The following is a 25,835-nucleotide window of genomic DNA, read 5'->3' as shown; positions in this document are numbered from 1 at the left end:
TTCGATCTGTTTGAATTGGGCTTCGGAGATTTCCATCCCCGAAGCATAACCTTAAATCAATGTAGTGTGAACACGCCCTAGGCGGCATCGCGGATGCCAATAGTGGTGGGCGCAATGATCGTATGCCGAATTGAACTGACTACCACTTCGCTAATTATTGTGTCACCCAGGCGGAGTTGACGCAGATATTTCAATCCACTTCGAGCACGGTACAGGTGGGTCGCGCGAGCAGTTTCAGGATGGGCCATCGTGCGGCGCTTGCACGACTTCTGCAATCCGAACTTCGAGCGCGTCCGGATGCGCAGGATTCAGCAAGTAGTGGTACGCGAAGGGCACCGTCCGTCTCCACGTGAATAACTTGGCTTCCGCCACGATGCTCGACATCTCTGACCTTGACGCGACACCCGTACAGCGGATGCCAGCGATAATGGACTTCGACTTCCTGCCCGATATGGGCAGAATGAGCGCGAAATATAGAGCTCGCGTAAAGGCAGGCGCGCTCGATCTCGAATTCGTGTTCAAATCCCAGCGGATCACGCACAACGACCTTTAGCCGGATGTCGAGCCGGTACCCGTCGAACCCGCCCCCTGGTACGGGCGGGTCGCGGCCGGACTTGCCACGTCATCGTCGCGACGGGGCAGCCCTTTCAGGTGCGAAGCTCCAGCCGAGCAGGCTGCGCTGAGTAAGGTTGCGTGGTGCATCGGGGAGCGATACGTGCGACTGCGGCGCGCCGCACGACGCGGGCCGTGGTCGCGGCCGCGCCGCACGGAAACCACCTCGCCGCCCGCTGCCGGAATCGCGCCGAAGCGTCGCCCACCCGTCCGCTACGGCGCGAATCGCAACGTATGCCGCGCGTCGCCCGGCAGGAACGGCGTCGGCTCCGCGCGCACCCAGGCATCATGGCCCGCCAGGAAGAACGGACTGAGCGGATGCCCGCTCTGTCCGCCCGGCATGTTGAAGATCCCGAATTCCTCGTGCCCCGGCGATACGACCATCCGCTCGGACTGCCCGAAATCCGGCGCGGCGACGCGCGGCATGTGCGAATCGCCCGGCATTTGCGCGGCCGGCGCCGTCAGCCGGCTGCCGAGCAGCGGCAGGCTGCCGGCGAACGGATGCGCGATCCGCAGTGTGTTGCGCGCGCCCCAGCTCGCCTGCGCGAGCGGCGCGCCGTCGGCGGTAAGCGCGGCGATGGTCCGGTCGATCGCCATCAATTGGACGTCGCGCCAGCTCGACGCGCCGGCCGGCAGCCAGCCCGGCGGCTGCGTGTCGAGCAGCCGCGCCACGACGGCCGGCCAGCGCGGATTCGCCAGTTCGTAGTCCGCGCCCGGATCGACTTGCTTCAGGCGTGCGTTGAGCCCGTCGAACGTGACGTCGTACAGCCGATACAGAAAGCCGCGCGCGAGCGTATACCCGACCGAATCGACGCTCGCCCTGCCCGTCCAGCCGTTCGCGAGCAGCCGGCGGAATTCCGCGCGCGACGGATGGCCGGCGAGCGCCGCGTCGTCGAGCACGCGCAGCGCACGGTCGCGCCACTGCGCGATGAACAGCGCGCGATCGTCGAGGTCGATGCGATACGCCGCTCGTTCGTCGGTGCGGCCGAGCGCCGTCAGCCCGTCGCGCAGTTGGGTCGCGCGCGCGCCGAGGTCCGTGCCGCCGTCGCCGATCAGCCGGTACGCGTCGCCCGCCAACTGCCGGTTGTTCGCGGTCCACAGCTGGCCGCCCGACGGATCGACGACGCGCGGATACGCGTCGGGCGGCAGCAGCGACCGCCACGCCGGGCCGTCGTTGCCGCCGCGCGGCGCGCGCCGATCCGGCAGCGCGCCGGCAATGGTCCAGCCGATCTGTCCGGCGCGGTCGCCGACCACGATGTTCTCGGCGGGGATGCCGAGCGTATTCGCCGCGCGGATCGCGCCGTCGACGTCGACGGCGTCCGCGAGCCGCGCGAGTCCCAGGTTCACCGCGCCGGGCGACTGCGCGACCCAGTGCACCGCATAGAGCCGGCCGTCGATTTCCCGCACCGGCCCGGCCGTCGTTTCCAGCACCGTCAGCGCGACGGGCGCGCCGCCCCGCACCCGGATCGATTCGACGTACCGGCGCGCGATCTGACGCGCGCCGCCCATCCGGAACGCGCGCGGATCGTCGCCGTCCCGCTCGAGCGGTACGAGGTCGAGACAATCCGCGTAACCGACCGTGAAGCCCCATGCGACATGCCCGTTGCTGCCGGCGACGATCGCCGGCAGCCCGGCGAGCGTCACGCCGACGGCTCGCCGGACGGGCGCCGCGCCGGCCGGATACGTGAAGGCCGCGCGATACCAGGTGTTCGGCAGGCCGAGCACGAGATGCATGTCGTCGCCGACGATGGCCGCGCCGCGCGCGCTGCGGCTGCCGGCGATCGCCCAGTTGTTGCTGCCGACCGACGACCGGAAGTCGAGCGACGCCCGCTTGGCCGCGCCGTCGCCTGCGGCGCGGAACCAGTCGGGCGCGGCGTCGGGCAGCGGCGCGGGTTTTTCGTCGACGCTCGACGCATCGAGCGGTGCGTCGAATCCGCTCGACGATGGCAGCAGGAAGGCGGCCTGCTGCGACGTCGCGTGTTCCGCCAGCCAGTTGCGCGCGATGTCGCGCGATGCGAGCGTGCCCTGCACCTGGAAGTACATCGCCCAGATCACGAGCAGCGAATCTTCGGGCCGCCACCGCGTCGGCCGCTCGCCGAGCAGCGCGTATTCGAACGGGCGCGCGCGGAGCGCGGCGAGGCCGTCGTTGACGCCTTGCGCGTAGCGTCGCAGCAGGCGCTGCTCGTCGGGCGACAACTGCGCGAACGCGGCGGCCGCACGCGCGCGAAACCGGAACAGCCGGTGCTCGCGATCGAAATCCAGCGCGGCGGGCCCGAGCAGCGCCGCCAGCTCCCCTGCTCCGGTCCGGCGCAGATAGTCCATCTGGAAGAAGCGGTCCTGCGCGTGCAGGTAGCCGATGCCGTAGGCGGCGTCGAAGCGGTCGCGCGCGGCGACGGTCGGCACGCCGGCGGCGTCGCGCTCGATCGTCATCGGGCCGCCGAGCGCCGGCGCGCGCACGTCGCCGTCGAGCTGCGGCAGGCTCGCGCGCAAGAACAGCGTCGCGCCGGCCGCGACGAGCAGCACGCCGAGAATGATGAGGCCCGGCAGGATCTTGAGCCACCGCCGCAGGCGGTTCGTGCGAGAGGTCATGGGTACGCGAGTTCGTGAAATGGGACGGTGGGACGAGACGGCGCCGCGCCGCCCGTCTGCGCTGCGGAACAGGCAGGCGGCGCGACGTGCGGCGCCGGTCGGTGTTTCGGGGCGGCTCAGCGCTTCGAGATCAGATAGCTGCCGAGCGCCAGATAGTCGATGTCGGTTTTCATGAACGTGTTGATCGCGTCCTGCGGCGTGCACACGATCGGCTCCGAATCGTTGAACGACGTGTTCAGCAACAGCGGCACGCCCGTCAGCGCGTCGAATTCGGAGATCAGCCGGTGGTAGCGCGGATTGTCTTCGGCGTATACCGTCTGCGCCCGCACCGTGCCGTCGAAGTGCACGACGGCCGGAATCTGCTCGGCCTTCTCCGCGCGCACGCGCGACGTCGTCAGCATGTACTTGCCGGCCGCGACGCTCGCGCTGCCCTCGAACCATTCTTCCGCGCGCTCGCCGAGGATGCTCGGGCAGAACGGCCGATACAGCTCGCGGTGCTTGACCTTCACGTTCATCAGCTCGCGCACCGCCTTGTTGCGCGGGTCCGCGAGCAGGCTGCGGCCGCCGAGCGCGCGCGGGCCCCACTCCATCCGCCCGTTGAACCAGCCGACGATGCCGCCGTCCGCGATCAGCTTCGCGACTTCCTTCTCGATGTCGACTTTCCGGTACGCGAGGTTCGTGCGCTGCAGGACCGTCTCGATCTCGCCGTCCGAATACTCGGGGCCGAGATACGCGTGGTTGAACACGTATTCGCGCGGATTGCCGAGCACCTGATTCCAGATCAGGAACGCCGCGCCCATCGCGGTGCCCGCGTCATTCGACGCCGGCTGGATGAATACGTCGTCGAACAGCTTCTCGCGCACGATCACGCCGTTCGCCGCGCAGTTCAGCGCGACGCCGCCCGCCATGCACAGGTGCCGGTAGGTCGTGCGATCGAACTTGCGCAGGATGTGCAGCAGCACCTGCTCGGTGAGCAATTGCAGCCCCGCGGCGACGTCGACATACGCCTGCCAGTTGTCGGTATTGAAGTCGACGGGCTCGTGGCGGCGCGGCAGCCCGAACAGCGCTTCGAGCGTCGTGAAATCGGGCGATTCGTGGCGCAGCACAGCGAGATCGACCGTCATGTCCGCCTTGTCGGTGACGATCCGCGAGAACAGGTCGATGGTCTTCGCGCCATCGCCGTAAGCGGCGAGCCCCATCACTTTCGACGCGTCGTACTGGCTGAAGCCGAGATACTTCGACAGCTTCTCCCACACGAAGCCGAGCGAGTTCGGGAACAGGAAGTCGTGCACCTTCGTGAGCGTCGCGCCGTCGCCGTGATAGAGCGACGTGCTCGCCCACTCGCCGATGCCGTCGATCACGAGCACGGCCGCCTTGTCGAACGGCGACACGTGGAACGCGCTCGCCGCATGGCAGTCGTGGTGCGGCAGGAAATGGAATTCGCCCTTGAAGCCGGCGTCCTCGATCAGTTGCCGGCGCGACGACAGCACGCCTTCGGCGAAATTCAGCCCGCCTTCGAGCGTCTGATAGCTTTCCTTGTCGAGCGGCCATGCGTGCGCGCCGCCGTTCGCCGAGCGCCACGACGCGACGCCCTTCTGCAGGATGTCCGGGCTGAACGAGTAGCCGATGTGCGCGCACGCGTCGAGGCCGATGCCCGCCGCGTCGAGACACTTGCGGATCGCTTTCCACGGCAATTGCCCCGTCGTCTCCGGCGTCGACAGCTTGCCGTGCTTGATCCGGTTCAGGCGCTCTTCCTCGATCGCCATCACCACCTGGCCATCCTTGACGAGGCAGGCGGCGGACTCATGATATGCAGCGTTGATGCCTAGTATGTACACGTTGACGTCCTTTCTGGTTGTCTCGATGGTCCGCTTCTCGATGTGTGCGCGTTCCGGCCGGCGGCAAGCCGGAACGCGCCGTCATTCGCGTCAGGCACGCTCGGTCAGCAGCGCTTCCAGATAGCGAATGGTCGGGTTCTCGTAAAACTGGCGCAGCTGGATCTTCACGCCGTAACGGCGGCCGACCTCGGCGACCATCTCGATCGCTTTCAGCGACTGCCCGCCCAGCACGAAGAAATCGTCGGTCACGCCGATCTGCTCGACTTGCAGCAGGCGCGCCCACACGTCGATCAGCTCGCGCTGCAGCGCGGTGCTGGCCGCCTGCCTGCCCGGCCGCTCGTCGACCTCGATCACCGGCAGATTCCGCGCGTCGACCTTGCCGCTGTCGGTCAGCGGAATGGCGGGGATGAAGTGGACCTGATCGGGGATCATGTAGTCCGGCAGCGACTCGCGCAGCCAGGCGCGCACGGCGTCGCGCGTCAGGTACGCAAGGGGCGCGACGTCTCGTCCGGACGCGTCGGCTTGCTCGGCGGCGGCATCGCCGCCGGCGCTCGCGAGCCACACGCGCGCCAGCCCGAGCGCCGCCGCGAGCCGCCGCCACTGCGCGAGCCGCGCCGCGCGCGCGGCGGGCGACTTCGCCGGCGTGCCCGCCGCCGCATCGTCGAGCACGTACAGCGCGTTCGGCTCGACGCCGTCGTCCTGCTGCGCGAACGCGAGCCGCAGCGCCGCGTCGCGGCCGAGCGCAAGCGCGGCGGACCGCGCATCGCCGCCCGCCGTCGCCTCGACTCGAAGCGGCACGGCCTGGCAGAACGCCGTCACCGCGCTCGCACGGTCCGTCACGACGAGCTGGCACGCCGGGAAACGGCGCGCGAGCTCGTGCGCCGAACCGTCCGGATTGCCCGGATTGCCCGAACCGTCCGGCGCCAACGCGAGCGCCGCCACGGCGAGTTCCGGCCGCTGCTCGAGCGTGAAGCCGTACTGCGGCGCGCCGCCCGGCCCGGCCGTCACCTGATGGTTGCTCGCCGTCTGCTCGACGTACGCGACGAGCCGGCCGCCATGCGCCGCATCCTCGCGATACTGGAGCGCGGCGGCCGCGATCGCCGGATGGCCGCGCAGCGCGCTGCCGATTTCGTCGAGCTCCACGCGATTGCCGCGGATCTTCAACTGCTTGTCCGCCCGGCCGTGGAAGTAGATGACACCCGCTCGATCGCCATGCCCGAGGTCGCCCGTCCGGTACAGCCTGAGCGGCGCGCCGTCGACGACGACCTCGACGAACGCGCGCGCCGTGCCTTCGTCGTCGTTCAGATAGCGCCGCGCGAGGCCCGGCGACGCGACGCAGATCTCGCCGATCACGCCGCGCGGCACCGGCTGCAGATGCGCGTCGAGCACGTGGAGGCTCGCGTTGCCGACGGGCCGGCCGATCGGCACGGTGTCGCCGGCGAACGACTCGGCGCAGTCGAAGCGGCTTGCGTCGACGGTCACTTCAGTCGGACCGTAATGGTTCGCGAGGCGGCAGTCGAACGCGCGCGCGAAGCGCTCGGCCAGGCCGCGATACAACGCCGCCGCACCGCAGATGACCTGCCGCAGCGACGCGAGGCCCGAGATTTCGCCACGCTCGCGCGCGTCGACAAGCGTCTCGAGCATCGCCGGCACGAACTGGGCGAGCGTCACCTGCTCGCGCTCGATCACGTCGGCGAAGCCGTGCGCGCTCTTGAGCGCGTCGTCGCCCATCACGACGACGCGCGCGCCGGACGCGAGCGGCCAGAACACGTCCTGGATGAAGACATCGAACGTGAACGGCGTATGGAACAGCACGCGGTCGCGCGCGTCGAGGCGATAGGTCCGCTGCAGGTCCGCGAGCATGCTGACGACGCCGCGATGCTCGATCTCGATGCCCTTCGGCGCGCCGGTCGAGCCGGACGTGTGCAGGATGTACGCGAGCTGGCGCGGATCGACGGGCGGCGGATTGCGGTCCGAATAGCCGCCGAGCGCGCCCATCACGTCGTCGACGCACACGACGTCGTACGGGAACGCGGCGAACGCGCGCCGCTGGCCGCTGTGCGTGAGCGCCCAGCGCGCGCCCGCGCTCCGCAGGATCGCGTCGACGCGCTTTTGCGGATACTGCGGGCCGATCGGCACGAACGCGCCGCCCGCCTTCAGGATCGCGTACAGCGCGACGATCATCTCGAACGACGGCCGCAGCATCACGGCGACGCTGTCGCCGCTCGCCACGCCGAGCGACAGCAGATAATGCGCGAGCCGGTTGGCCTGCCGGTTCAGCGTCTCGTAGTCGTACTCGACGCCCTCCGCGACGAGCGCCGTGCCCGCCGGCGTGCGGGCCGCCTGCTCGGCCATCAGCGCATGCATCGTCGCCGTCGCATCGTAGTCGACGCGCGGGCCGTGCAGCGCCGCCGGCGGATTGCCGTTCGCGCCGACCATCGTGTAGCGATGCAGCGGCCGGTCCGGGTCGTCGAGCACCTGATCCATCAGCGCCGTCATGTTGTCGAGCATCTGCTCGATCGTCGACGCGTCGAACAGATCGGCGTTGTAGATGCAGCTGAACATGATGTCGCTGCCGAACTGGTCGACGACGAAGTTCAGATCGAACCGCGACGACTTGTTCTCGGTGTCGACGACGTTCTCGAGGCTGAGCGCGAGGCCGTCGAACTTCAGCCGGCCCATCAGGTCGCTCTTGTTGTTCTGCACGCCGTACATGATCGAGAACAGCTTCGGCCGCGACAGATCCTTCTCGTGCTGCAACTGCTCGATCACCTGGTTCGACGGATAGTGATAATGCTCGAACGCCTCGAGCGTGCGCTGCGACACCTGCGCGAGCAGCTCGCCGAACGTCATGTTCTCGCCGATCGTGCAGCGGATCGGCATCGGCGTCGCGAACAGGCCGAGCAGCGGCTTCAGCCGTTCGTCGGCGCGCCCCGCGATCGGGCAGCCGATCACGAAATCGCGCTGACCGCTGATGCGGCTCAGATAGCAGTCGAGGATCGCGAGCTGCAGCATGAAGAGCGTCACGTCGTGCTGCTTCAGGTATGCCTCGATCTTGCGCACGACGCCGCGCGGCAGCCAGGTTCGCAGCGCGTCGCCGCGGTACGACATCAGGTTCGGCCGCGGACGGTCGGTCGGCAGGTCGAGCGGCGGCGGCAGCGTGCGGTACATGTCGAGCCAGTAGCGCTTGTGCTCGTCGAACGCGCCCGAGCGCAGTTGCTGGTGCATCCATTGCACGTAGTCGAAATAGCCGACTTCGAGCGCCGGCACGTCCGGCGCGCGCCCCGCCGCGTGCGCGTTATACAGCTCGCTCAGTTCCAGCATCAGGTTGATCAGCGACGTTTCGTCCCAGATGATGTGGTGCACGACAAAGATCAGCTGATGGAAGTCGCCCGCGTAGCTCGCGGCGTGCAGCCGGAACAGCGGGCCGTTCGCGAAATCGAACGGCGCGGTGCCGAACCGCGCGCCGAGCCGGTTCGCCTCGTCGATCGCGTCGGCGCCGGCGAGCGTCGTGCGATCGAGGAACACATCGTCCGCGCGGACGTCGATCGCCGGATCGACGATCTGGATCGGCATGCCGTCGCGATAGTCGAACTTCACGCGCAGCACGTCGTGCCGGTCGAGGATCGTCCGCCACGCGGCGACGAACGCGTCGCGATTCAGCTTGCCAGTGAAAAACAGGTCGGCGACGCTGATGTTGTAGACGGGGCTCGTCGGGTCCATCTGGTACGCGTACCACTCCGGCACCTGGCACGGCGCGAGCTCGTAGTGCGCGCGCGCGGGCAGGCGCTCGACGCGCGCGGGCCCGGCCGTGTCCGCCGACGCGCGCAGCGCGTCCAGCGCTGCCGCGACATCGCGAAGCTGAGGCGACTGGAACAACGCGCGCAGCGGCAGCGCGACGCCGAACAGCGTGCGGACCCGCAGCGTCAGTTCGGCCGCGAGCAGCGAATGGCCGCCGAGCTCGAAGAAGCTGTCGAGCGCGCCGATCTCGTCGACGTCGAGCAACTCGCGCCACAACTCGGCGAGCCGCGCCTCGGTCTGCGTCGCGGGCGCGACGTGCTCGTGGCGGCGGAAGACATCCTGATCCGCCGGCTTCGGCAGGCGCTTGCGGTCGACCTTGCCGTTCGCGTTCAGCGGGAATTCGTCCATCAGCACGAACGACGCGGGCACCATGTAGCTCGCGATGCGGCCCGCGACGAACGCGCGCAGCTCGGGCACGGTCGGCGCCGGATGGCGATGCGGGATCACGTAGCCGAGCAGATACAGGCGGTCCTTGCCGTCGCGCGCGGCGACCACCACCGCCTGACGCACGTTGTCGTGATCGCCGATCGCTTTTTCGACTTCGCCGATCTCGACCCGCTGGCCGCGGATCTTCACCTGGAAATCCTCGCGGCCGAGGAACTCGAGGGTGCCGCCCGGCCGGTAGCGCGCGAGGTCGCCTGTTTTGTACAGGCGGCGGCCCGGCTCCGGCGAGAACGGGTCCGGCACGAACGCGCGCGCGGTGCGCACCGGATCGCCGAGATAGCCGCGCCCGACGCCGACGCCGCCGATGTAGACCTCGCCCGTCACGCCGACCGGCACCGGCTCGAGACGCTCGTCGAGCAGATAGGTCGTCAGGTTCGGCAGCGTGCCCTGGATCGGCACGTACGGGAACGCGGTCGACATCGGCTCGCGGATCCACAGGTGGCTCGTGTCGTCCGAGCACTCGGTCGCGCCGTATGTGTTGACGACGGGAATGTGCGGCGCGCACGCGAACCAGCGCGCGCACAGCGCGGGCGTCAACGCTTCGGCGTTGCTGACGTACACGCGCACCCGGTCGAGCCGGTGATGGCCCGGCCGCGCTTCGAGCTCGTCGATCAGGATCTTCATGTGCGACGGCACCGATTCGAACACGGTGACGCCGTCGGCGTCGAGTTGCGCGAGCAGCTGCCGCGGGTCCCACGCCGCGTCGCCCGGCATCACCGCCGTGCGGCCGCCGACCAGCAGCGCGACGAGGTATTGCCAGATCGACACGTCGAAGGTGGTCACCGCCATCTCGGCGACGACGTCGTCCGCGCCGATCGCCAGGTCGTCGATCTTCGCGAGCAGGTGGTTCAGCATCCCGCGCTGCTCGATCATCGCGCCCTTCGGCTGCCCGGTCGAACCCGACGTGTAGATCACGTACGCGAGCGACGACGGCGCGAGCGGCAGGAAATCGAGCGCCGCCGCCGGCTCGCGCAGCAGCGCGTCGAGCGCGATGCGCGTCGCCTGCGTCGCCAGCGCGTGCGCACGCTCGGCGCTCGCCGCGTCGTGCACGACGTAGCGCACGTTGCCCAGCTCGGCGATCCGGTCGAGCTTGTGCGCGGGATCGTCGGGATTCATCGGCGTGAACGCGACGCCCGCCTTCAGCACGCCGAGCATCGCGACCAGATAGTCGAGATTGCGGCCGACCAGCAGCCCGACCAGATCCTCGCCGCGCGCGCCGGCCGCGAGCAGATTGCGCGCGACGCGATCGGTCGCGCGGTCGAGCTCGCCGTAGGTCAGCGACGCATCGCCGCAGGTCGCCGCCACGCGCGCCGGATGCAGCGCGGCCTGACGCGCGAACAGATCGCGCACGTAGACGCCGTCGGGCAGCGGCAGCGACGCCTGGTTCAGCGTGCGCACCTGGTACGCGCGCTCGTCGTCGCCGAGGAGCGGCAGCGCGTGGAGCGCGCCATCCGGATGCGCGGCGACGCCGCCGAGCAGGTTCCGGTAGTGATCGGCCATGCGCCGGACCGTCGCGGCCTCGAACAGGTCGGTGCTGAACTCGAAGCCGCCGTGGAGCCGCCCGTCCTGCGCCCAGGTCGCGAGATACAGGTCGAACTTCGCGGTCCGGTGCTCGGGCTCGACGCTCGTCGCGGCAAGGCCGTCGAACGCGGCCGGTTCGAGCGCGTCCGCCTCCTGGTACGAGAACATCGTCTGGAACAGCCCGCTGCCGTCGCGTTCGCGCCGCGCGTTCACGCCGGCCGCGATCTCTTCGAGCGCGACGTCCTGATGATCGAACGCGTCGAGGCAGGTCGCGCGCACGTGCTCGAGCAGGCTCGCGAAGGTCGTCGACGGATTCGCCCGCACCCGGATCACCAGCGTGTTGACGAAGAAGCCGACGACCGACTCGAACTCGGGCCGCGTGCGGCCGAGCGCGGGCACGCCGATCAGCAGATCGTCCTGCCGCGCGTAGCGCGCGAGGAGCGCCGCGTACGCCGCGAGCAGCAGCATGAACATCGATACGTGATGCCGTTGCGCGACCGCCTGCAGCCGCGCGGCGAGCGCCGCGTCGAGCTCGAACGAGAACGCTTCGCCGCGGCCGCTCGCTTGCGGCGGGCGGTTGAAATCGGTCGGCAGTTGCAGCACGGGCAGCGTGCCGTCGAGCTGCGCGAGCCAGTAGTCGAGCTGGCGCTCACGTTCGCCGCCGTCGAGCACGCGGCGGTGCCACGCGGCGAAGTCGCGGTACTGAAGCGCACGCGGGGACGCGCCGGCAGCGGCTTGCGCCGGTGCACGGCCGCCGCGCGCTGCGTTGTAATGGCGTGCAAGGCTGCGCTGGAACAGGCCCGCCGACCAGCCGTCGACGATGATGTGATGGAACACCGACAGCAGCACGTGCTCGTCGTGCGCGCGCTTCACGAGCGCGAACGTCGCGAGCGGGCCGTGCTCGAGATCGAACGGCGTGTCGAGCGCGCGGCGCACGAGCGCATCGAGCGCGGCGTCGCGCGCATTAGGCGCGAGCGCCGACAAGTCGTGCGCGTCGAGCCGCGGCTCCGCTTGCGCGGCGACGACCTGCATCGGCGTCTCGCCTTCGACGACGAAGGTCGTGCGCAGCGATTCGTGCTCGTCGAGCGTGCGCGCGAGCGCCGTGCGCAGCGCGGCGGCGTCGAGCGGCCCGGCGAGCTTCAGCAGGTCCGGCAGATGGTACGCGGTGCTGTCCGGATCGCGCTGATGCAGATACCAGAGCCGGTATTGCGCGCCGGACAGCGGCGTCGCGCACGCGTCGATCCGCTCGATCGGCTCGATCGGTTGCGCGGCTTCGTCGGGCGCGGCGTCTCGGCTCGCGCGCAGCCGCTCGACGAGCACCGCGAGCGCGCGCACCGTCGGGCAGTCGAACAGCGCGGCGACGGGCAGCCGCACCGCATACATCGCCTCGACGCGGCTATTGATGCGGATCGCGAGCAGCGAACTGCCGCCGAGGCTGAAGAAATTGTCGTCGACGCCGAACGTGCCGTCGCCGAGCAGCTCGTGCCAGAGCGCGAGCAGCGCCGTTTCGGTCGCCGACAGCGCGGGCGCGGCCACGACCGAATCGTTCGCCGCGAGCAGCAGCGCGCGGCGGTCGACCTTCTGGTTCGTCGTCAGCGGGAACGCATCCATCACGACGACCTGGGCCGGCACCATGTGCGCGGGCAGCCGCGCGCGCAGGAAGTCGACGAACGCCGCGCCGTCGGTGCCGGTGGCCGCGCGCGCGCCGGCCGGCGTTTTTTCGAGGATCACGTAGCCGATCAGCGGATTGCGCGCATGCCGCGCTTCGCCCGCGAGCACGACCGCCTGCGCGACTTGCGGATGCGATTCGAGCACCGCCTGGATCTCTTCCGGCTCGACGCGGATGCCGTCCACCTTCACCTGGAAGTCGGTGCGGCCGAGGTAATGGAGGCGTCCTTCGAGGTCGTAGCGGACCAGATCGCCGGACCGATACAGCCGCGCGCCGGGCACGACTGCGAACGGATCGGCGACGAAGCGCTGCGCGGTCAGCGCGGGCCGCCCGTGGTAGCCGTGCGCGACGCCGACGCCGCCGATCCAGAGCTCGCCCGGCATGTCGGCGGGCACCGGATTCAGGCATGCGTCGAGCACGTGCAGATGCGCGTTCGCGACCGGCCGGTGCAGATAGACTTCGCCGTCTTCGAGCGCGCGCTCGACGTCGATCCGGTCGACGATGCTGCCGATCGAGCATTCGCTCGGCCCGTAGATGTTATAGAGCGCGATGCGTCCCGCCGTCGCGCGATGCCATTGGCGGATCGCCTCGAGCGTGACCTTTTCGCCGCCGATGCTGACGAGCCGCACCGCGCCGAGCCCGGCCACGCCGCCGCTTGCCGCGAGATGCTCGCTCAGCACGCGCCAGTACGCGGTCGGCAGCGTGAGCACGCTGATCCGCTGCGCGCGGCACGTATCGACGAGCGCCGGCACCGAACGCTTGACGCTTTCGTCGCCGACGTACAGCGACGCGCCCGCGCACAGCGGCGTGAAGATCTCTTCGAGCGACGCGTCGAACGTGAGCGGCGCGAACAGCATCGCGCGATCGCCATGCGTATAGCCGAAGCGCTCGACGACCGTGCCGATGTAATTGACGATGCCGCGATGATGGAGCACCGACGCCTTCGGCGCGCCCGTCGTGCCCGACGTGTAGGTCAGGAACACGCCGTGGTCGGGCGTCGCATCGACGGCCGGCGCGGCCGCGGCGCGCGCGCGCCACGCCGCGCCGTCGAGCGCGAGCCGCTTGCCGTCGAAGCGCCCGAGCGACACGCCCGCCGACGCGAGCACGTGGCGGCAGCCGCTGTCCGCGATCACCGCGTCGAGCCGGTCGGGCGGCAGCCGGACGTCGACCGGGAAGCAGATCGCGCCCGCCTTGATCGTCGCGATGATGCCGAGCACGGCGTCGACGCTATGCGCGGCCTCGACGCCCACCACCATCCCCGGCCGCACGCCCGCTTCCCACAGGATGCCGGCGAGCCGGTCGGTCCGGCGCGCGAGCTCCGCGAAGCTCAGCGTCTGCCCCGGCGACACGAGCGCCGGGTTCGCCGGCGCGACCGTCGCCCAGCGGTCGACGAGCCGGTGCAGCAGCGCCGGGCCGGTCGCGCCGCCCGCCTCGGCGAGCACGTCGCGGTGGTCGACGGGCGCCGCGTTGCGCAGCCGGTCGACGATCGCCTGCTCGTTCGCCGTCAGGAACGCGAGGCGCCCAACGGCCTCATCGGCGTCGGTCGCCACGCCGTCGAGCAGCGCGCGGAAATTGTCGAGCCAACGCTCGACGGCCGGCGCATCGAAGCGGTCGGCCGCGTACACGCACGACAGCGTGAGCCCGTCCGTCGCTTCGCGGAACGTGACCGACAGGTCCGCGACCGGCGCTTCCGGCGCGCCGTCGAGCAGTTCGGCGCGCAGGCCGTCGCTGTCGCGCTCGCCGTCCGCCGCGCGCGCGTCGTGCGCGAGCGGCTCCGACTGCAGGTCGAACATCGTCTGGAACAGGCTGCCCGTCGCGTCGGTGCACTGCTCGGCGATCCGGTCGAACGGCAGCGCGTGATGCCGGTATACGCGGCGCAGATCGTCGCGGACCTGCCGCAAGAGCGCCGCGTACGACAGATGCGGCCGCACGCGCGCGCGCACCGGCAGCACGTTGACGAAGAACCCGACGAGATTCTCCAGCTCCGCGCGTCCGCGATCGTTGTACGGCATCCCGACGACGAGATCGCCCTGCCCGCTCAGCCGGTGCAGCCATGCGAAACAGGCGGCGATCAGCACTTCGTACAGCGACGCCTGCTCGCGGCGCGCGAGCGCCTTCAGCCGCGCGAGCGTGTCGGCCGGCCACGCGATCGACAGCCGGCGGCCCGCGCGCGCCCCGGCGTCGGCGCCGTGACGCGCGACGGGCAGCGGCGCGCGCGCGGGCAGCCCGCGCAGGTAGTCGCGCCAGAACGCGCGCAGCGCATCTTCCGAGCGGGCCAGCTCGCGCTGCGCCCAGACGCTGTAGTCCTGGTACTGGATCGGCAGCGGCGCGAGCCGCGGCGCACGCTGCGCGCGCTGCGCCGCGTAGCATTCGAGCAGATCGCGCAGGAACACGTTAGCGGACCACGCGTCGACGACGATGTGATGAAAGCTCACGGCGAGCACCGCGCTGTCGGCCGCCGTCTGGATCAGCACGAGCTTGAAGAGCGGCCCCGCGGCCAGATCGAACGGCTCGACGGCCATCCTCGCCAGGTAGTCGCGGACGAAACCGTCCTGCATCGACGGCGGGTTGCCCGTCAGGTTCATCTGCAGCAGGTCCGCTTCGCGCGCGTCGCTGTCCGGCGCGTGCTGACGCGGGCCGTCTTCCGTATCGACGAACCGCGTGCGCAGGATCGCGTGCCGCTCGACCACCGCCGACACGGCCGCGCGGAACCGCGCTGGATCGAGCGCGCCGGTCACGCGCAGCGCGCCGACGACGTTGTAATCGACGCTGCCGCGATCGAACGCCTGCACGAGCCAGAGACGCTGCTGATACGGCGACAGCGGAATCGGCGCGCCGGCCGGCGCGGCGGGAATGCCGACATGGACGCCGGCCGCGTCGAGCGCGCGCGCGAGCGCCGCGAGATCCTCGGCCGCGAAAAAGTCCTTCAGCGCAATCTCGCGCGCGAGGCGCGTCTCGACCAGCGCGACGGCCCGTGCGGCCAGCAGCGAATGCCCGCCGAGCGCGAAGAAGTTCGCGTGCGCGTCGTCGACGGGCTCGCCGAGCAGCTCGCCCCAGATGTCGGCGAGCGCGCGCTCGGTTGCGGTGCGCAGCGGCGTGCGCGGCGCGTCCGCGTCCGCGTTCGCCGCGCGCGGCGCGGGCAGCGCCGCGTAGTCGACCTTGCCGTTGCTCGTCAGCGGCAGCGCGTCGAGCTCGACGACGTGCGCCGGCACCATGAACGCCGGCAACTGCGCGGCGACCGCGCGCTTGACGCGCGCCGCGCGATCCGGCGCGCCGGCCGTGTTCGCGCCAACGCGAACGGCCGGCGCGAACACGACGTACGCGACGAGCTGCGGGCCGGCTTGCGGATGATCGACCGTGGTGACCACCGCGTCGTACACGCCGGCGTCCGATTTGACGGCATGCAGGATTTCGCTCGGCTCGATCCGGTGGCCGCGAATCTTCACCTGATCGTCGGCGCGGCCGACGTAGTCGAGCTCGCCCGCGTCGTTCCAGCACACGAGATCGCCGGTGCGGTACATCCGCGCATCGGGCGCGCCCGCGAACGGATCGGCGACGAGACGCGCGCGCGTCAGCGCGTCGTTCGACCGGTAGCCGCGCATCAGCGATGCGCCGCCGATGTACAGCTCGCCGGGCACGCCGCGCGGCGCGAGCTGGCCGTGCCGGTCGAGCACGTAGATGCGGACGTTGTCGAGCGCGGCGCCGATCGACGGCGGCTCGCCGCCGGCGCCTTGCGCGACTTCGCCCGCCGTCGCGACGACGCTGTTTTCCGACGGCCCGTAGTGATTGAACAGCCGGTAGCGGGCGCCGGCGGGCGCGCGGCGCGTGAGCCGCTCGCCGCCCGTCAGCAGGTACGCGAGGCTCGGCGAGCCGAGCCAGCCGTCCGCGAGCACAGCGTGCGCAAGCGGCGTCGCGACGAAGCAATGCGTGATGCGCTGCGCGGTCAGCCAGTCTTCGAGACGGCGGGACGACTGCCGCGCCGCGTCCGGCGCGAACCAGACGCTCGCGCCCGTGCACAGATACGGCCAGATTTCCCACACGGCGGCGTCGAAGCCGATGCCCGCCGTCTGGCTCGCGCGGATCGACCGCGGCGCGTCGTGCAGCCCGTACGCGCGCGCATGCCATTCGCACAGGTTCGCGAGGCCCCGGTGCGGGATCTCGACGCCCTTCGGCGCGCCGGTCGTGCCGGACGTGTAGACGATGTACGCGAGATCGTCCGGCGCGGTTTCGATATCGAGATCGCCGTCCGGCAGCATCGCGGCTTCCACCGCGAGCGCGTCCCACCAGACGAGCGCGGCGGCGTCGGGCGTCTGCGCGGGCGCGGCGTCCGGCTCCGTGACGACGAGCCGCGCGCCGCTGTCCGCGACGATGCGCAGCTTGCGCGGGTCCGGATAGCGCGGGTCGATCGGCACGTACGCGGCGCCCAGCTTCAGCACCGCGAGCGCGGCGAGCGCGAACGACGGGCCGGGATGCATGCACAGCGCCACCGCGTCGCGCGGCGCGACGCCGAGCGCTTGCAGCCGGCGCGCGAGCCGGTTCGCGACCGCGTTGAGCACCGAATAGCCGATGCGCGCGCCGTCTTCGCCCGCGATCGCGAGCGCGTTCGGATCGGCGTGCGCGATGCGTTCGATCTGCCGATGCACCGGCGCGCCGGACCACGGCGCGGCCGGCCCGGCGCCGAGCCGCAGCAGCGCGTCGGCTTGCGCGTCGCCGACGAGCCGCGTGCGGGCGGGCGTCAGGTCCGGCGTTTGCAGCACCTGTTCGAGGATCAGCCGGTATGCGTCGAGCAGGTTTCGCGCCCGCTCGACGCTCAGCGCGGCGCGCCGGAAATTCATCGCGATCCGCATGCGCGCGTTTGCGTCGGGGCTGCAGCGCAGCGTCAGGTCGAATTTCGCGCTGCGGTCGGGACGGCGCTCGACGCCGAGCTGCGCGTCGCCGAATGCGCGCGGCGGCAGCCCGCGCTCCTCGAAGTCGAACATCGTCTTCACGAGCTCGCCCGCGCCGTCGCGACGGTCGCCGCCCGCGAGCGCCACCATCCGCTCGTAGCTGACATGCGCATGCCGGAACGCGCCGACGCACGCGTCGCGCCATCCGCGCACCTGCTGCTCGAACGCGTCCGCGTCGCCCACCTCGACGCGAATCGGCAGCACGTTGACGAACATGCCGATCATGTCCGCCGTGTCCGGCAGATCCCGGCCCGCGTATGCGATGCCGATCAGCACGTCGGCGTCGCCGCCGAATTTCGCGACGAGCAGGCCGTAGGCGGCGAGATACACCGTCGATTCGGTCACGCCCCAGCGCGCCGCCGCATCGCGAATGTTCTCCGCGAGACCGGCCGGCAGCGTGTCGCTGACTTCGTCTCCGGACCGCGCGCCGGGCGCGTCTTGCGTGTTGTGCGTGTTGTGCGTGTCGTGCGTGTTGTGCGCCGCGCCCGCGCGGGTCGTGCGCAGCGCGGCGATGCCCGCCGGCAGTTCGCCCGCAAGCTGCGTCCGCCAGAACGGCAGCGACGCGGCCTCGCGTTCGCGCGCGGCCTCGGAGCGGCTCCACACGCAGTAGTCCGCATAGTGCGGGGCGTCCGGCGCGTCGAGCGCCGCCGCGCCGGCTGTCCCGGCGTGCAGGCCCGCATAGCGCGCGGCGATATCGTCGAGCAGGATCGCAATCGAGCGTCCGTCCGCGACGATGTGATGAAGATTCAGCAGCAGATAGCCGTCGTCATCGGCGAGCGGCAGGTATGCCGCCCTGATGAGCGGACCGGTCTCGAGATCGAAGCGCTGCGCTTCCCACGCATCGATCCGCGCCTGCACGGCCGCGTCGCGCGCCGCCGCCGATGCGCCGCCGACGTCGGCCGACAGCCGCTCCACGTCGACGGGGAACGGCGGCAAAACGACCTGACATGCTTGGCCGTCATGCTTCGGGAAGCACGTGCGCAGCGCTTCGTGGCGCGCGACGGTCTGCGTGAGCGCGGCCGCGAGCCGGTCGAGATCGAGCGCGCCGCGCACCCGGAGCGCGCCGCAGACGTGGTAATCGGCGCTGTCCGGTTCGAGCGTCTGCAGCAGCCACATCCGCTGCTGCGCGGGGCTGAGCGGCGCGCGCGCGGGCCGTCCGGCGCGCGTGAGCCGCTCGGGCGGACGGATGAGCGCGGCGGCCTCGCCGCGTAGGTGCGCGGCGAGCGCCGCCACCTGCGAATGCGCGAACAGGTCGGCAATCGACACCGTGATGCCGAGCCGCGCGCGAATGCCCGACGCGACGCGCGCGACCAGCAGCGAATGGCCGCCGAGCGCGAAGAAATCGTCGTCGGCGCGCACCGGGCCGCAGCCGAGCACATCCCGATAGACGCTCGCCACCGTCTGCTCGACCGGATCGGCAAAGACGGTCTCGTCTCCGGCTTCGAGCGTCGGAGACGGCAGCGCGCGCCGGCTGATCTTGCCGTTCGCATCGAGCGGCAGCGCGTCGACGATCACGAACGCGGCCGGCCGCATGTACGACGGCAGCCGGCTATCGACGAACGCGCGCAGCGCCGCTTCGGTCAAGCTCGGATCGCCCGCGACGTATGCGGCGAGCAGCTTGCCCGACGGTTCGCGCTCGAACGCGATCACCTTGCATTGCGCGACGCCCGGATGCGCGGCGAGCACCGCTTCGACCTCGCCCGGCTCGACCCGGAAGCCGCGGATCTGCACCTGGTCGTCCGCGCGGCCGACGAAATGCAGCCGCCCGCTTTCGTCGAGCCGCACGATGTCGCCTGTCGCATACATCCGTGCGCCGGGCGCGTCCACGCCGGACGCGTCCGCGTCGGGGGCCGGCACGAAGCGCTCGGCCGTCAACGCGGGCCGATTCAGATAACCGAGCGCGAGGCCCGCGCCGCTCACGTACAACTCGCCGCTCACGCCGAGCGGCGTCGGCCGCAGCTGCGCGTCAAGGATGTGCAGCGACTGGCCGCGAATCGGCGCGCCGATGTCCGGCAGCGGCGCGAGGCGGTCGTGCGCGTCATCGCCGTGAGCCGACGCGGGCGCCGGCTCGACCGCGCCGCTCGTCGTGACCACGGTGTTTTCGGTCGGGCCGTACGCGTTGATCAGCCGGAAGCCGTCGTCCGCGCGGCCGCGCGCCTTCAACTGGTCGCCGCCCGTCAGCAAGAAGCGCAGCGCGCGCGGCCGTGCGGCCGCCGCGATGAATGCCTCCGCGAGCGGCGTCGGCATGAAGCAATGGCTGATCGCGTGCGCGTCGAGCCAGCGTGCGAGCTCGGCCACGTCGTGCCGCGCGTCCGGCGCGGGCTCCGCGAGACTCGCGCCCGCACACAGCGCAGGCCAGATTTCCCACACGGCCGCGTCGAAGCCGGGGCCGGCGAGCATCGCGGCGCGCGCGCCGGCGTCGAGCGCGAATGCGTCGACGTGCCAGTCGACGAGATTCGCCAAGCCGCCGTGCGTGACGAGCACGCCTTTCGGCTGGCCGGTCGAGCCGCTCGTGTAGATGCAATACGCGGGCTGGCCCGCATTGAAAGCGATGCGCGGCAGCGGGCGGCTCGCCTGTCCTGCGAGCGTCGCGTCGTCGAGCTCATCGAGCTCGTCCGCGCAGACGATTTCCGCGCCGGCCGCGGGCAGGCTCGACCGGTCGCGGCGCGTGGTCAGCACGAGATTCGCGCCGCAATCGTTCAGCAGATAAGCGAGCCGCTCGGGCGGATTCGCGAGGTCGACGGGCACGTAGGCCGCGCCGACCTTGAGCGTCGCGAGCGCGAGGAGCGTCTGCGTCGCGCGCTCGCCGACGGCGACGACGACCCGGTCGCCGGGCGCGACGCCGTTGTCGAGCAGCACATGGCCGAGCGCGTCGGAGGCGCGCGCCAGTTCGCCGTACGTAAGCGTGCGTGCGGTGCCGGCAAGCGCGATCGCGTCCGGCTGCCGGGCGGCCGTGCGGCGGAATCGATCGACGACGCTGTCGCCGCCTGCGCCGGCCGCCGCCCCCTGCGCAAGCGCTCGATGGGTCAGGTTGCGGCGCAGCAGCTCGCGCTCCGCGGCCGACACGTGCGGCACGTCGCCGAGCCGCGCGGGCGCGGCGTGCGTGAGCGCCTCCAGCACGCAGCGGTAGTTCGCGGCGAGCCGCTCGATCATCTCGGCCGAGTGGCGATCGGCGCGGTAGCCGATCGACGCCGCGAGCTCGCCGTCGTCGTCGATCAAGGTGAAAGCGATGTCGAACGGCGCGCGGTCGTGCCGCGATTCGCACGACGTCAGCGTCGCGCCGCCCAGCGCGAGCCGGCCGCCCGCGTCGCCGAGCGCGAACGGCGACAGCCGGTCGCCGGCGTCCGCTGCGTGATCCGATGCGCGTGCATCGGCGCGCGCCGCGCTCGGCGCGAGCAGCGAGATCACGGTTTGCACGAGCGCGCCGTCCTGCGCGCCCCGCTCGACCGCGAGCGCTTCGGTCAGCACGGGCAGCGGCAGCGCCTGATGCCGGAGGCCGCCGACGATCGCGTCCTTGACATCGTGCAGCCAGTCGGCGAGCGGTTTGCGATCGTCGAGCGCAATCCGGATCGGCAGCACGTTCGCGAAATAGCCGATCGTGCGTGCGTCGGCCGCGCGCGGGCGGCCGTGCGCGGGCATCCCGACGACCACGTCGCGCTGGCCGGCGTAGCGGCCGAGCAGCAGCGCGCCGGCCGCAAACAGCACGTGATAGGTCGTGAGGCCGTGCCGCTGCGCGAGCGTGCGCACGGCATCCATCGTCCGCGCGTCGATCGCGAAGCGGTGGGCGCGCGCGCCGACGCCTGCGGCGGGCGCGGGCGTCGAAATCGACGTCGAGGTCGACGTCGACGGAAACGCGGAGCGCGCGGGCATCCCGCGCAGCCGATCGCGCCAATACGCGGCGTGCCCCGCCGCTTCCGGCGAGTTCAGCCAGCCGCGCTGCCATGCGGCGAATTCGCGGTAGCCGCCGGGCGCGGCGAGCGACACGTCGGCGTCGCGCGCGAGCGCGTCGTAGAGCTGCTTCAATTCGGCGACCAGGATATCGAACGACCACATGTCGACGACCGCATGATGCAGCGCCAGCGCGACATAGGTCGCGCTCGGCCCTTGCGCGAGCACCGCGCGCCACGTCGCGCGGCTCAAGTCGAACGGCGCGGCGAGCGCGTCGCGCGCCGCTTGCAGCGCGGCCGCGTCGTCCGCGCAGCGGACCGTCGATTGCTGCAATGCGTCCGCTTCGCGCGCGACCGGGCGGCCGTCGATTTCGGCGAACGTCACGCGCAGCGCGTCGTGGCGCGCGGCGAGGCGCGCCAGCGCGAGCATGAACCGCTCGGGATCGAACGCGCCGTCGACGGCGGCGACGAAACCCTCGTTGTAATCGCGCGATTCGCGATCGGCCTGCTGGATCAGCCACAGCGCCGCTTGACCGGGCGTTGCGTCCCAGCCGGCCGCCGCCGAGGTCGACTCGAATCCGGCCTCGGCAGTCCCCGAAGGCGCGGCTGCTGCTTCCGATGGCACCTGCGCTGCCCGCGCCGCTTCATCCAACGCGGCCATAGCCCCTGCCGACCCCGCCGACTCTACCCACGCGCCCTGCGCGAGCGCGCCGATCTGCGCCGCCAGCTCGCCGAGCGTCGCGTCGCCGAACAGCAGCTCCGCGGGGGCATCGATCTTCAGCGCCGCGCCGAGTCGGTGCTGGACGTTGACGAGCGCGAGCGAATCGAGCCCGAGCGCGGCGATGGGCCGCGTCAGGTCGAGCGCGTAGAACGGCGTCTTCATGATTTCGGCGAACTGGCTCAGCACGAAGCCGTCGACGATCCGCGCGAAGCCGTCGCCGCGCGCGGCGGCAAGCATCGCGTGCAGCTCGGCGAACGGCTGCGCGGCGGCGCGCACGCCGGTCTCGCCGGGACGCACGTCGTGGAGCGTCTTCAACTGCCCGTCGTCGAGCTCCGCGCGCACGGCGCCCCGCTGCACCTTGCCGCTCGACGTCTTCGGAATCGAGCGCTCCTTGATCAGCACGAGCCGTTCGAGCGCGAGCCCATAGCCCGCCGAGATCCGTTCGACGATCGCCGCGGCGATCTCCGCGCACTGCGCGGCCGGCGTGTTGCGCCGCACCTCGGCGACGACGGCGAGCGCCTGCGTCGCGGCGTCGTCCGGCCCGGCGTCGTCGCCCGCGAGCGTAAACGCCGCCGCGCCATCCGGCACGAGCGCCGGATGGGCCGCGGTCGCGGTCGCTTCGAGATCCGACGGGTAATAGTTGTCGCCGCGCAGGATGATCACGTCCTTGCAGCGCCCGGTGACGACGAGCGCGCCGTCATGCAGGAACCCGAGGTCGCCTGTCGCGAGATACGGCCCCGCACCGTCCGCGGTGTGGTTGCCGAAGGTCTGCGCGGTCTGCTCCGGATGGTTCCAGTAGCCTTGCGCGACGTGCGGCCCCTTGACCCAGATCTCGCCGACTTCGCCGTCGCGGCGAACCGCGCGGGTGTCGCGGTCGACGATCGCCACTTCGCAGCCGGCGGCGGGCCGGCCGCAGCCGACCCGCTGAAACACCGTCCGGCGGCCGGCCGACGACATCATCGTTTCTTCGATCACGCCGCTCGGCGCGTGCCCGCTCGATCCGGCGACGAGGAGCGTCGCCTCGGCGAGACCGTAGCTCGGCCGGAACGCTTCGCGGCGAAAGCCGCACGCGCCGAAGCGCGCGACGAAGCTGTCGAGCGTGCGCACCGAGATCGGCTCCGACCCGTTGACCGCGGCCGTCACGCTCGACAGATCGAGCCCGTCGAGCTGCTCGGGCGAGATTTTCTCGACGCAGAGCTGCCACGCGAAGTTCGGCGCGACGGTCAGCGTCGCCCGGAAACGCGACACCGCCTGCAGCCAGCGCAGCGGATTCGCGAGGAAATCCATCGGCGCCATCAGGTACGTCGGATAGCCGACGTAGACGCCCTGCAACAGCGTCATCAGCCCCATGTCGTGGAACAGCGGCAGCCAGAACACCGCGCGGCTGTCGGGCGTGTTGCCGCAGGTCGTGCGGATCATCTCCTCGTTCGCGAGCAGATTGCCGTGCGACACCATGATGCCCTTCGCCTGCCCCGTCGAGCCGGACGTGTATTGCAGGAACGCGACGTCGTCGCGCGCGGCCGCGTGCGGCCGGCAGCCGGCCGGATCCACGTCGCCGAGCGCGTCGACGACGACGAGCTCGACCGCGCGAAGCGGCGGATTCCGCTCGATGAACGCGTGAACGGACGCGTACTGCTTGCGGCACAGCATCACGACGCGCGGCTGCGCGTCTTCGATGATCTTGCTGAGCCGCTCGAAGTGGTGGTTGTTGCGCGGCGCGTACGCGGGCACCGCGATGAAGCCGCCGTAGAGGCAGCCGAAGAACGCGGTTACGTAGTCGAGGCTCTGCGGGCAGACGATCAGCACGCGATCGCCCGGCGCGCCGCTCGCGGCGAGCCGGGCCGCGATGCGCCGCGCGGCGAGATCGAGCGCGCCGAAGCTGAGCGTGCGATCCTCGTCGTGCGGGCTCAGATAGCGGTAGGCGAGCGCGTCGCCGTTCGCGGCGGCGCGGTGCGCGCACAGGTCGACGAAATTCTCGAACGCCGTCATTGCGCACCTCCCGCCGCAGCTTGCCGAAGGGTCCGCCATTCGCGGTTCAGCAGCGCATAGCCGTACTCGTCGGACCACGCTCCCTTGAAGAAGATGTTCTCGCGATAATGCCCTTCGCGACGAAAGCCCTGCCGTTCGAGCAGCCTTTGCGCGCGCGCGTTGAGCGCGTCCACCGTCGCGACGATGCGGTGCTTGCCGAGATCGGCGAACAGCAGCTCGATCACCCGCGACACCGCTTCGAGCGCGAAGCCCTGCTGCTGCGCGGCGACGTCGAACGTCACGCCCAGCTCGGCCTGGCGGCCTTCGTCGAAGAAGTGCACCGCGACGTCGCCGATCAGCGCGCCGTCGGCCTTGTGCTCGGCCGCGATCTGGAACCACGTGTCGTCGGTATCGAACGTGAGCGCCTGTTGCTCGGCGAAGAACGCGTCCGCTTCGTCGTGCGTGTACGACGACCAGCTCTGGTAGCGGGCCACGTCGGGGTGGTTCCGGTACACGGTGAACGCGGCCAGATCGCCGCGCTTGAACGGCCGCAGCACGAGGCGCGGCGTGGAAATGGGAAAAGTGGTCATGCGGGTTCCTTCATGGCCGAAATCGAGGTGCGCGTGGGTCAGCGAGAAGGCGCTCATCATTGCGCCTCCGGCGCGGCGGCCGGCTTGGACGCCGGTGCGAACGGACGGAGAATCGCCCGCGCCGCGTCGACGGTGCGGTTGATCGCGTCGTCGTCGATCATGTAGTGCACGACGGCCCGGATGACCCCGTCGCCGAGCACGCCCATCCGGATGCCTGCGCCGTGCAGCGCGGCGAGAAAAGCTTCGTTGCCCGGCTCGGCGACATCGAAGAACACCATGTTCGTCTCGACCGCCTCCGAGCGCAGCGCGACGCCCGGGATCCGCGACAACTCATCCGCGAGGCGCGCCGCGCGGCGGTGATCGTCGGACAGCCGCGCGACCATCGTGCGCAGCGCGACGAGCCCGGCGGCCGCCATGATGCCGGCCTGCCGCGTGCCGCCGCCGAGCAGCTTCCGATAGCGCTTCACGCGATCGATCAGGCCGGCGCTGCCGCACACCATCGAGCCGTACGGCGCGGCGAGGCTCTTCGACAGGCAGAACTGGACCGAATCGACGTGCGCGACGATGTCGGCCGCGCTCACGCCGAGGCTCGCTTGCGCGTTGAAGAGGCGCGCGCCGTCCATGTGCACGGCGAGCCCGTGCGCGTCGGCGAGCGTGCGCACCCGCCGCAGATAGTCGAGCGACAGCACGCGGCCGCCGGCGAGGCAATGCGGATTCTCGAGCGCGATCACCGCGGCGGGCGCGCACTGGTAGTCGGTCTTGTCGCGGATCGCCGCGCGCAGCCGCTCGACCGGCAAGCTGCCGTCGTCCGCCGTCGCCACGGGATGCAGCACCGCGCCGCCGACGAGCGACACGCCGCCCGCCTCGTAGTTGTAGAGATCGGAGCGGTCGCCGAGGATCACTTCGTGCCCGCGCGGGCACTGCGCGAGCAGCGCGGTCAGGTTGCCGAGCGTGCCGCTCGTGACGAACGCCGCCGCCTCCTTGCCGGTCATGCCGGCCGCAACCGACTCCAGCTCGTTGACCGTCGGGTCCTCGCCGTAACAGTCGTCGCCCACGTTCGCCGTGAACATCGCGTGCCGCATCTCGGCGGTCGGCAGCGTCACCGTGTCGCTCAGGAAATCAATCATCGCCTCGGTCCATGTGTTGGGTCGTCCGGCCTGGCTGCGCCGGTTCGTCGTCGAGACCGCCGCCTTCGCGGCCGTCGTCGCGCGTGTCATTGCATGTGCGTGTCGCATGGCGCATACGCGTG

Annotated in this window: 6 protein-coding genes and 1 pseudogene; 1 reads left to right on the top strand and 6 read right to left on the bottom strand. The window is 70.9% G+C overall.

Annotated elements, in window-relative coordinates; all coding sequences use genetic code 11:
• The first annotated feature begins 358 nt into the window (after positions 1-358).
• Entirely contained in the window at positions 359-553 is a 195-nt protein-coding gene (locus WS69_RS17785; protein ID WP_156438209.1) for a hypothetical protein, read from the top strand.
• On the opposite strand, the pseudogene WS69_RS34855 reads toward WS69_RS17785, so the two are convergent.
• From WS69_RS34855 to WS69_RS17760, 6 genes and pseudogenes are all read right to left on the bottom strand, one after another.
• Positions 488-681 (bottom strand): annotated as a pseudogene (locus WS69_RS34855) (hypothetical protein); the annotation flags it as partial. The gene WS69_RS17785 and the pseudogene WS69_RS34855 sit on opposite strands and share 66 nt — an antisense overlap.
• A gap of 144 nt (positions 682-825) precedes the next feature.
• Positions 826-3,201 carry a penicillin acylase family protein gene (locus tag WS69_RS17780; protein ID WP_059472037.1) on the bottom strand — a complete coding sequence of 792 codons (2,376 nt, stop codon included), beginning with the start codon at positions 3,199-3,201 and terminating at the stop codon, positions 826-828.
• Between the two features lie 116 nt (positions 3,202-3,317).
• On the bottom strand, positions 3,318-5,039 hold the full coding sequence (locus WS69_RS17775; protein WP_059472036.1) for a carbamoyltransferase family protein: 1,722 nt from the start codon (positions 5,037-5,039) through the stop codon (positions 3,318-3,320).
• A 90-nt stretch (positions 5,040-5,129) separates the two neighbouring features.
• Positions 5,130-24,017: a non-ribosomal peptide synthetase gene (locus tag WS69_RS17770; protein WP_059472035.1), complete on the bottom strand. Its 18,888-nt coding sequence runs from the start codon at positions 24,015-24,017 to the stop codon at positions 5,130-5,132.
• Positions 24,014-24,646, bottom strand: coding sequence for a GNAT family N-acetyltransferase (locus WS69_RS17765; RefSeq protein WP_059472034.1), 633 nt, complete (start codon positions 24,644-24,646; stop codon positions 24,014-24,016). Before WS69_RS17765 ends, WS69_RS17770 begins: the two co-directional genes overlap by 4 nt.
• Positions 24,643-25,803 (bottom strand): GntG family PLP-dependent aldolase, encoded by a 1,161-nt coding sequence (locus tag WS69_RS17760; protein ID WP_082716271.1) that lies wholly within the window; start codon positions 25,801-25,803, stop codon positions 24,643-24,645. The genes WS69_RS17765 and WS69_RS17760 overlap by 4 nt, the downstream gene beginning before the upstream one ends.
• Between the last annotated feature and the right edge of the window lie 32 nt (positions 25,804-25,835).

The sequence above is a fragment of the Burkholderia sp. BDU5 genome (assembly GCF_001522845.1).
In the GTDB taxonomy this organism is placed as follows: Bacteria; Pseudomonadota; Gammaproteobacteria; order Burkholderiales; family Burkholderiaceae; genus Burkholderia; species Burkholderia mayonis.
The sequence above is the reverse complement of the archived record's forward strand: the minus strand, read 5'-3'. Positions and strand labels throughout refer to the sequence as shown.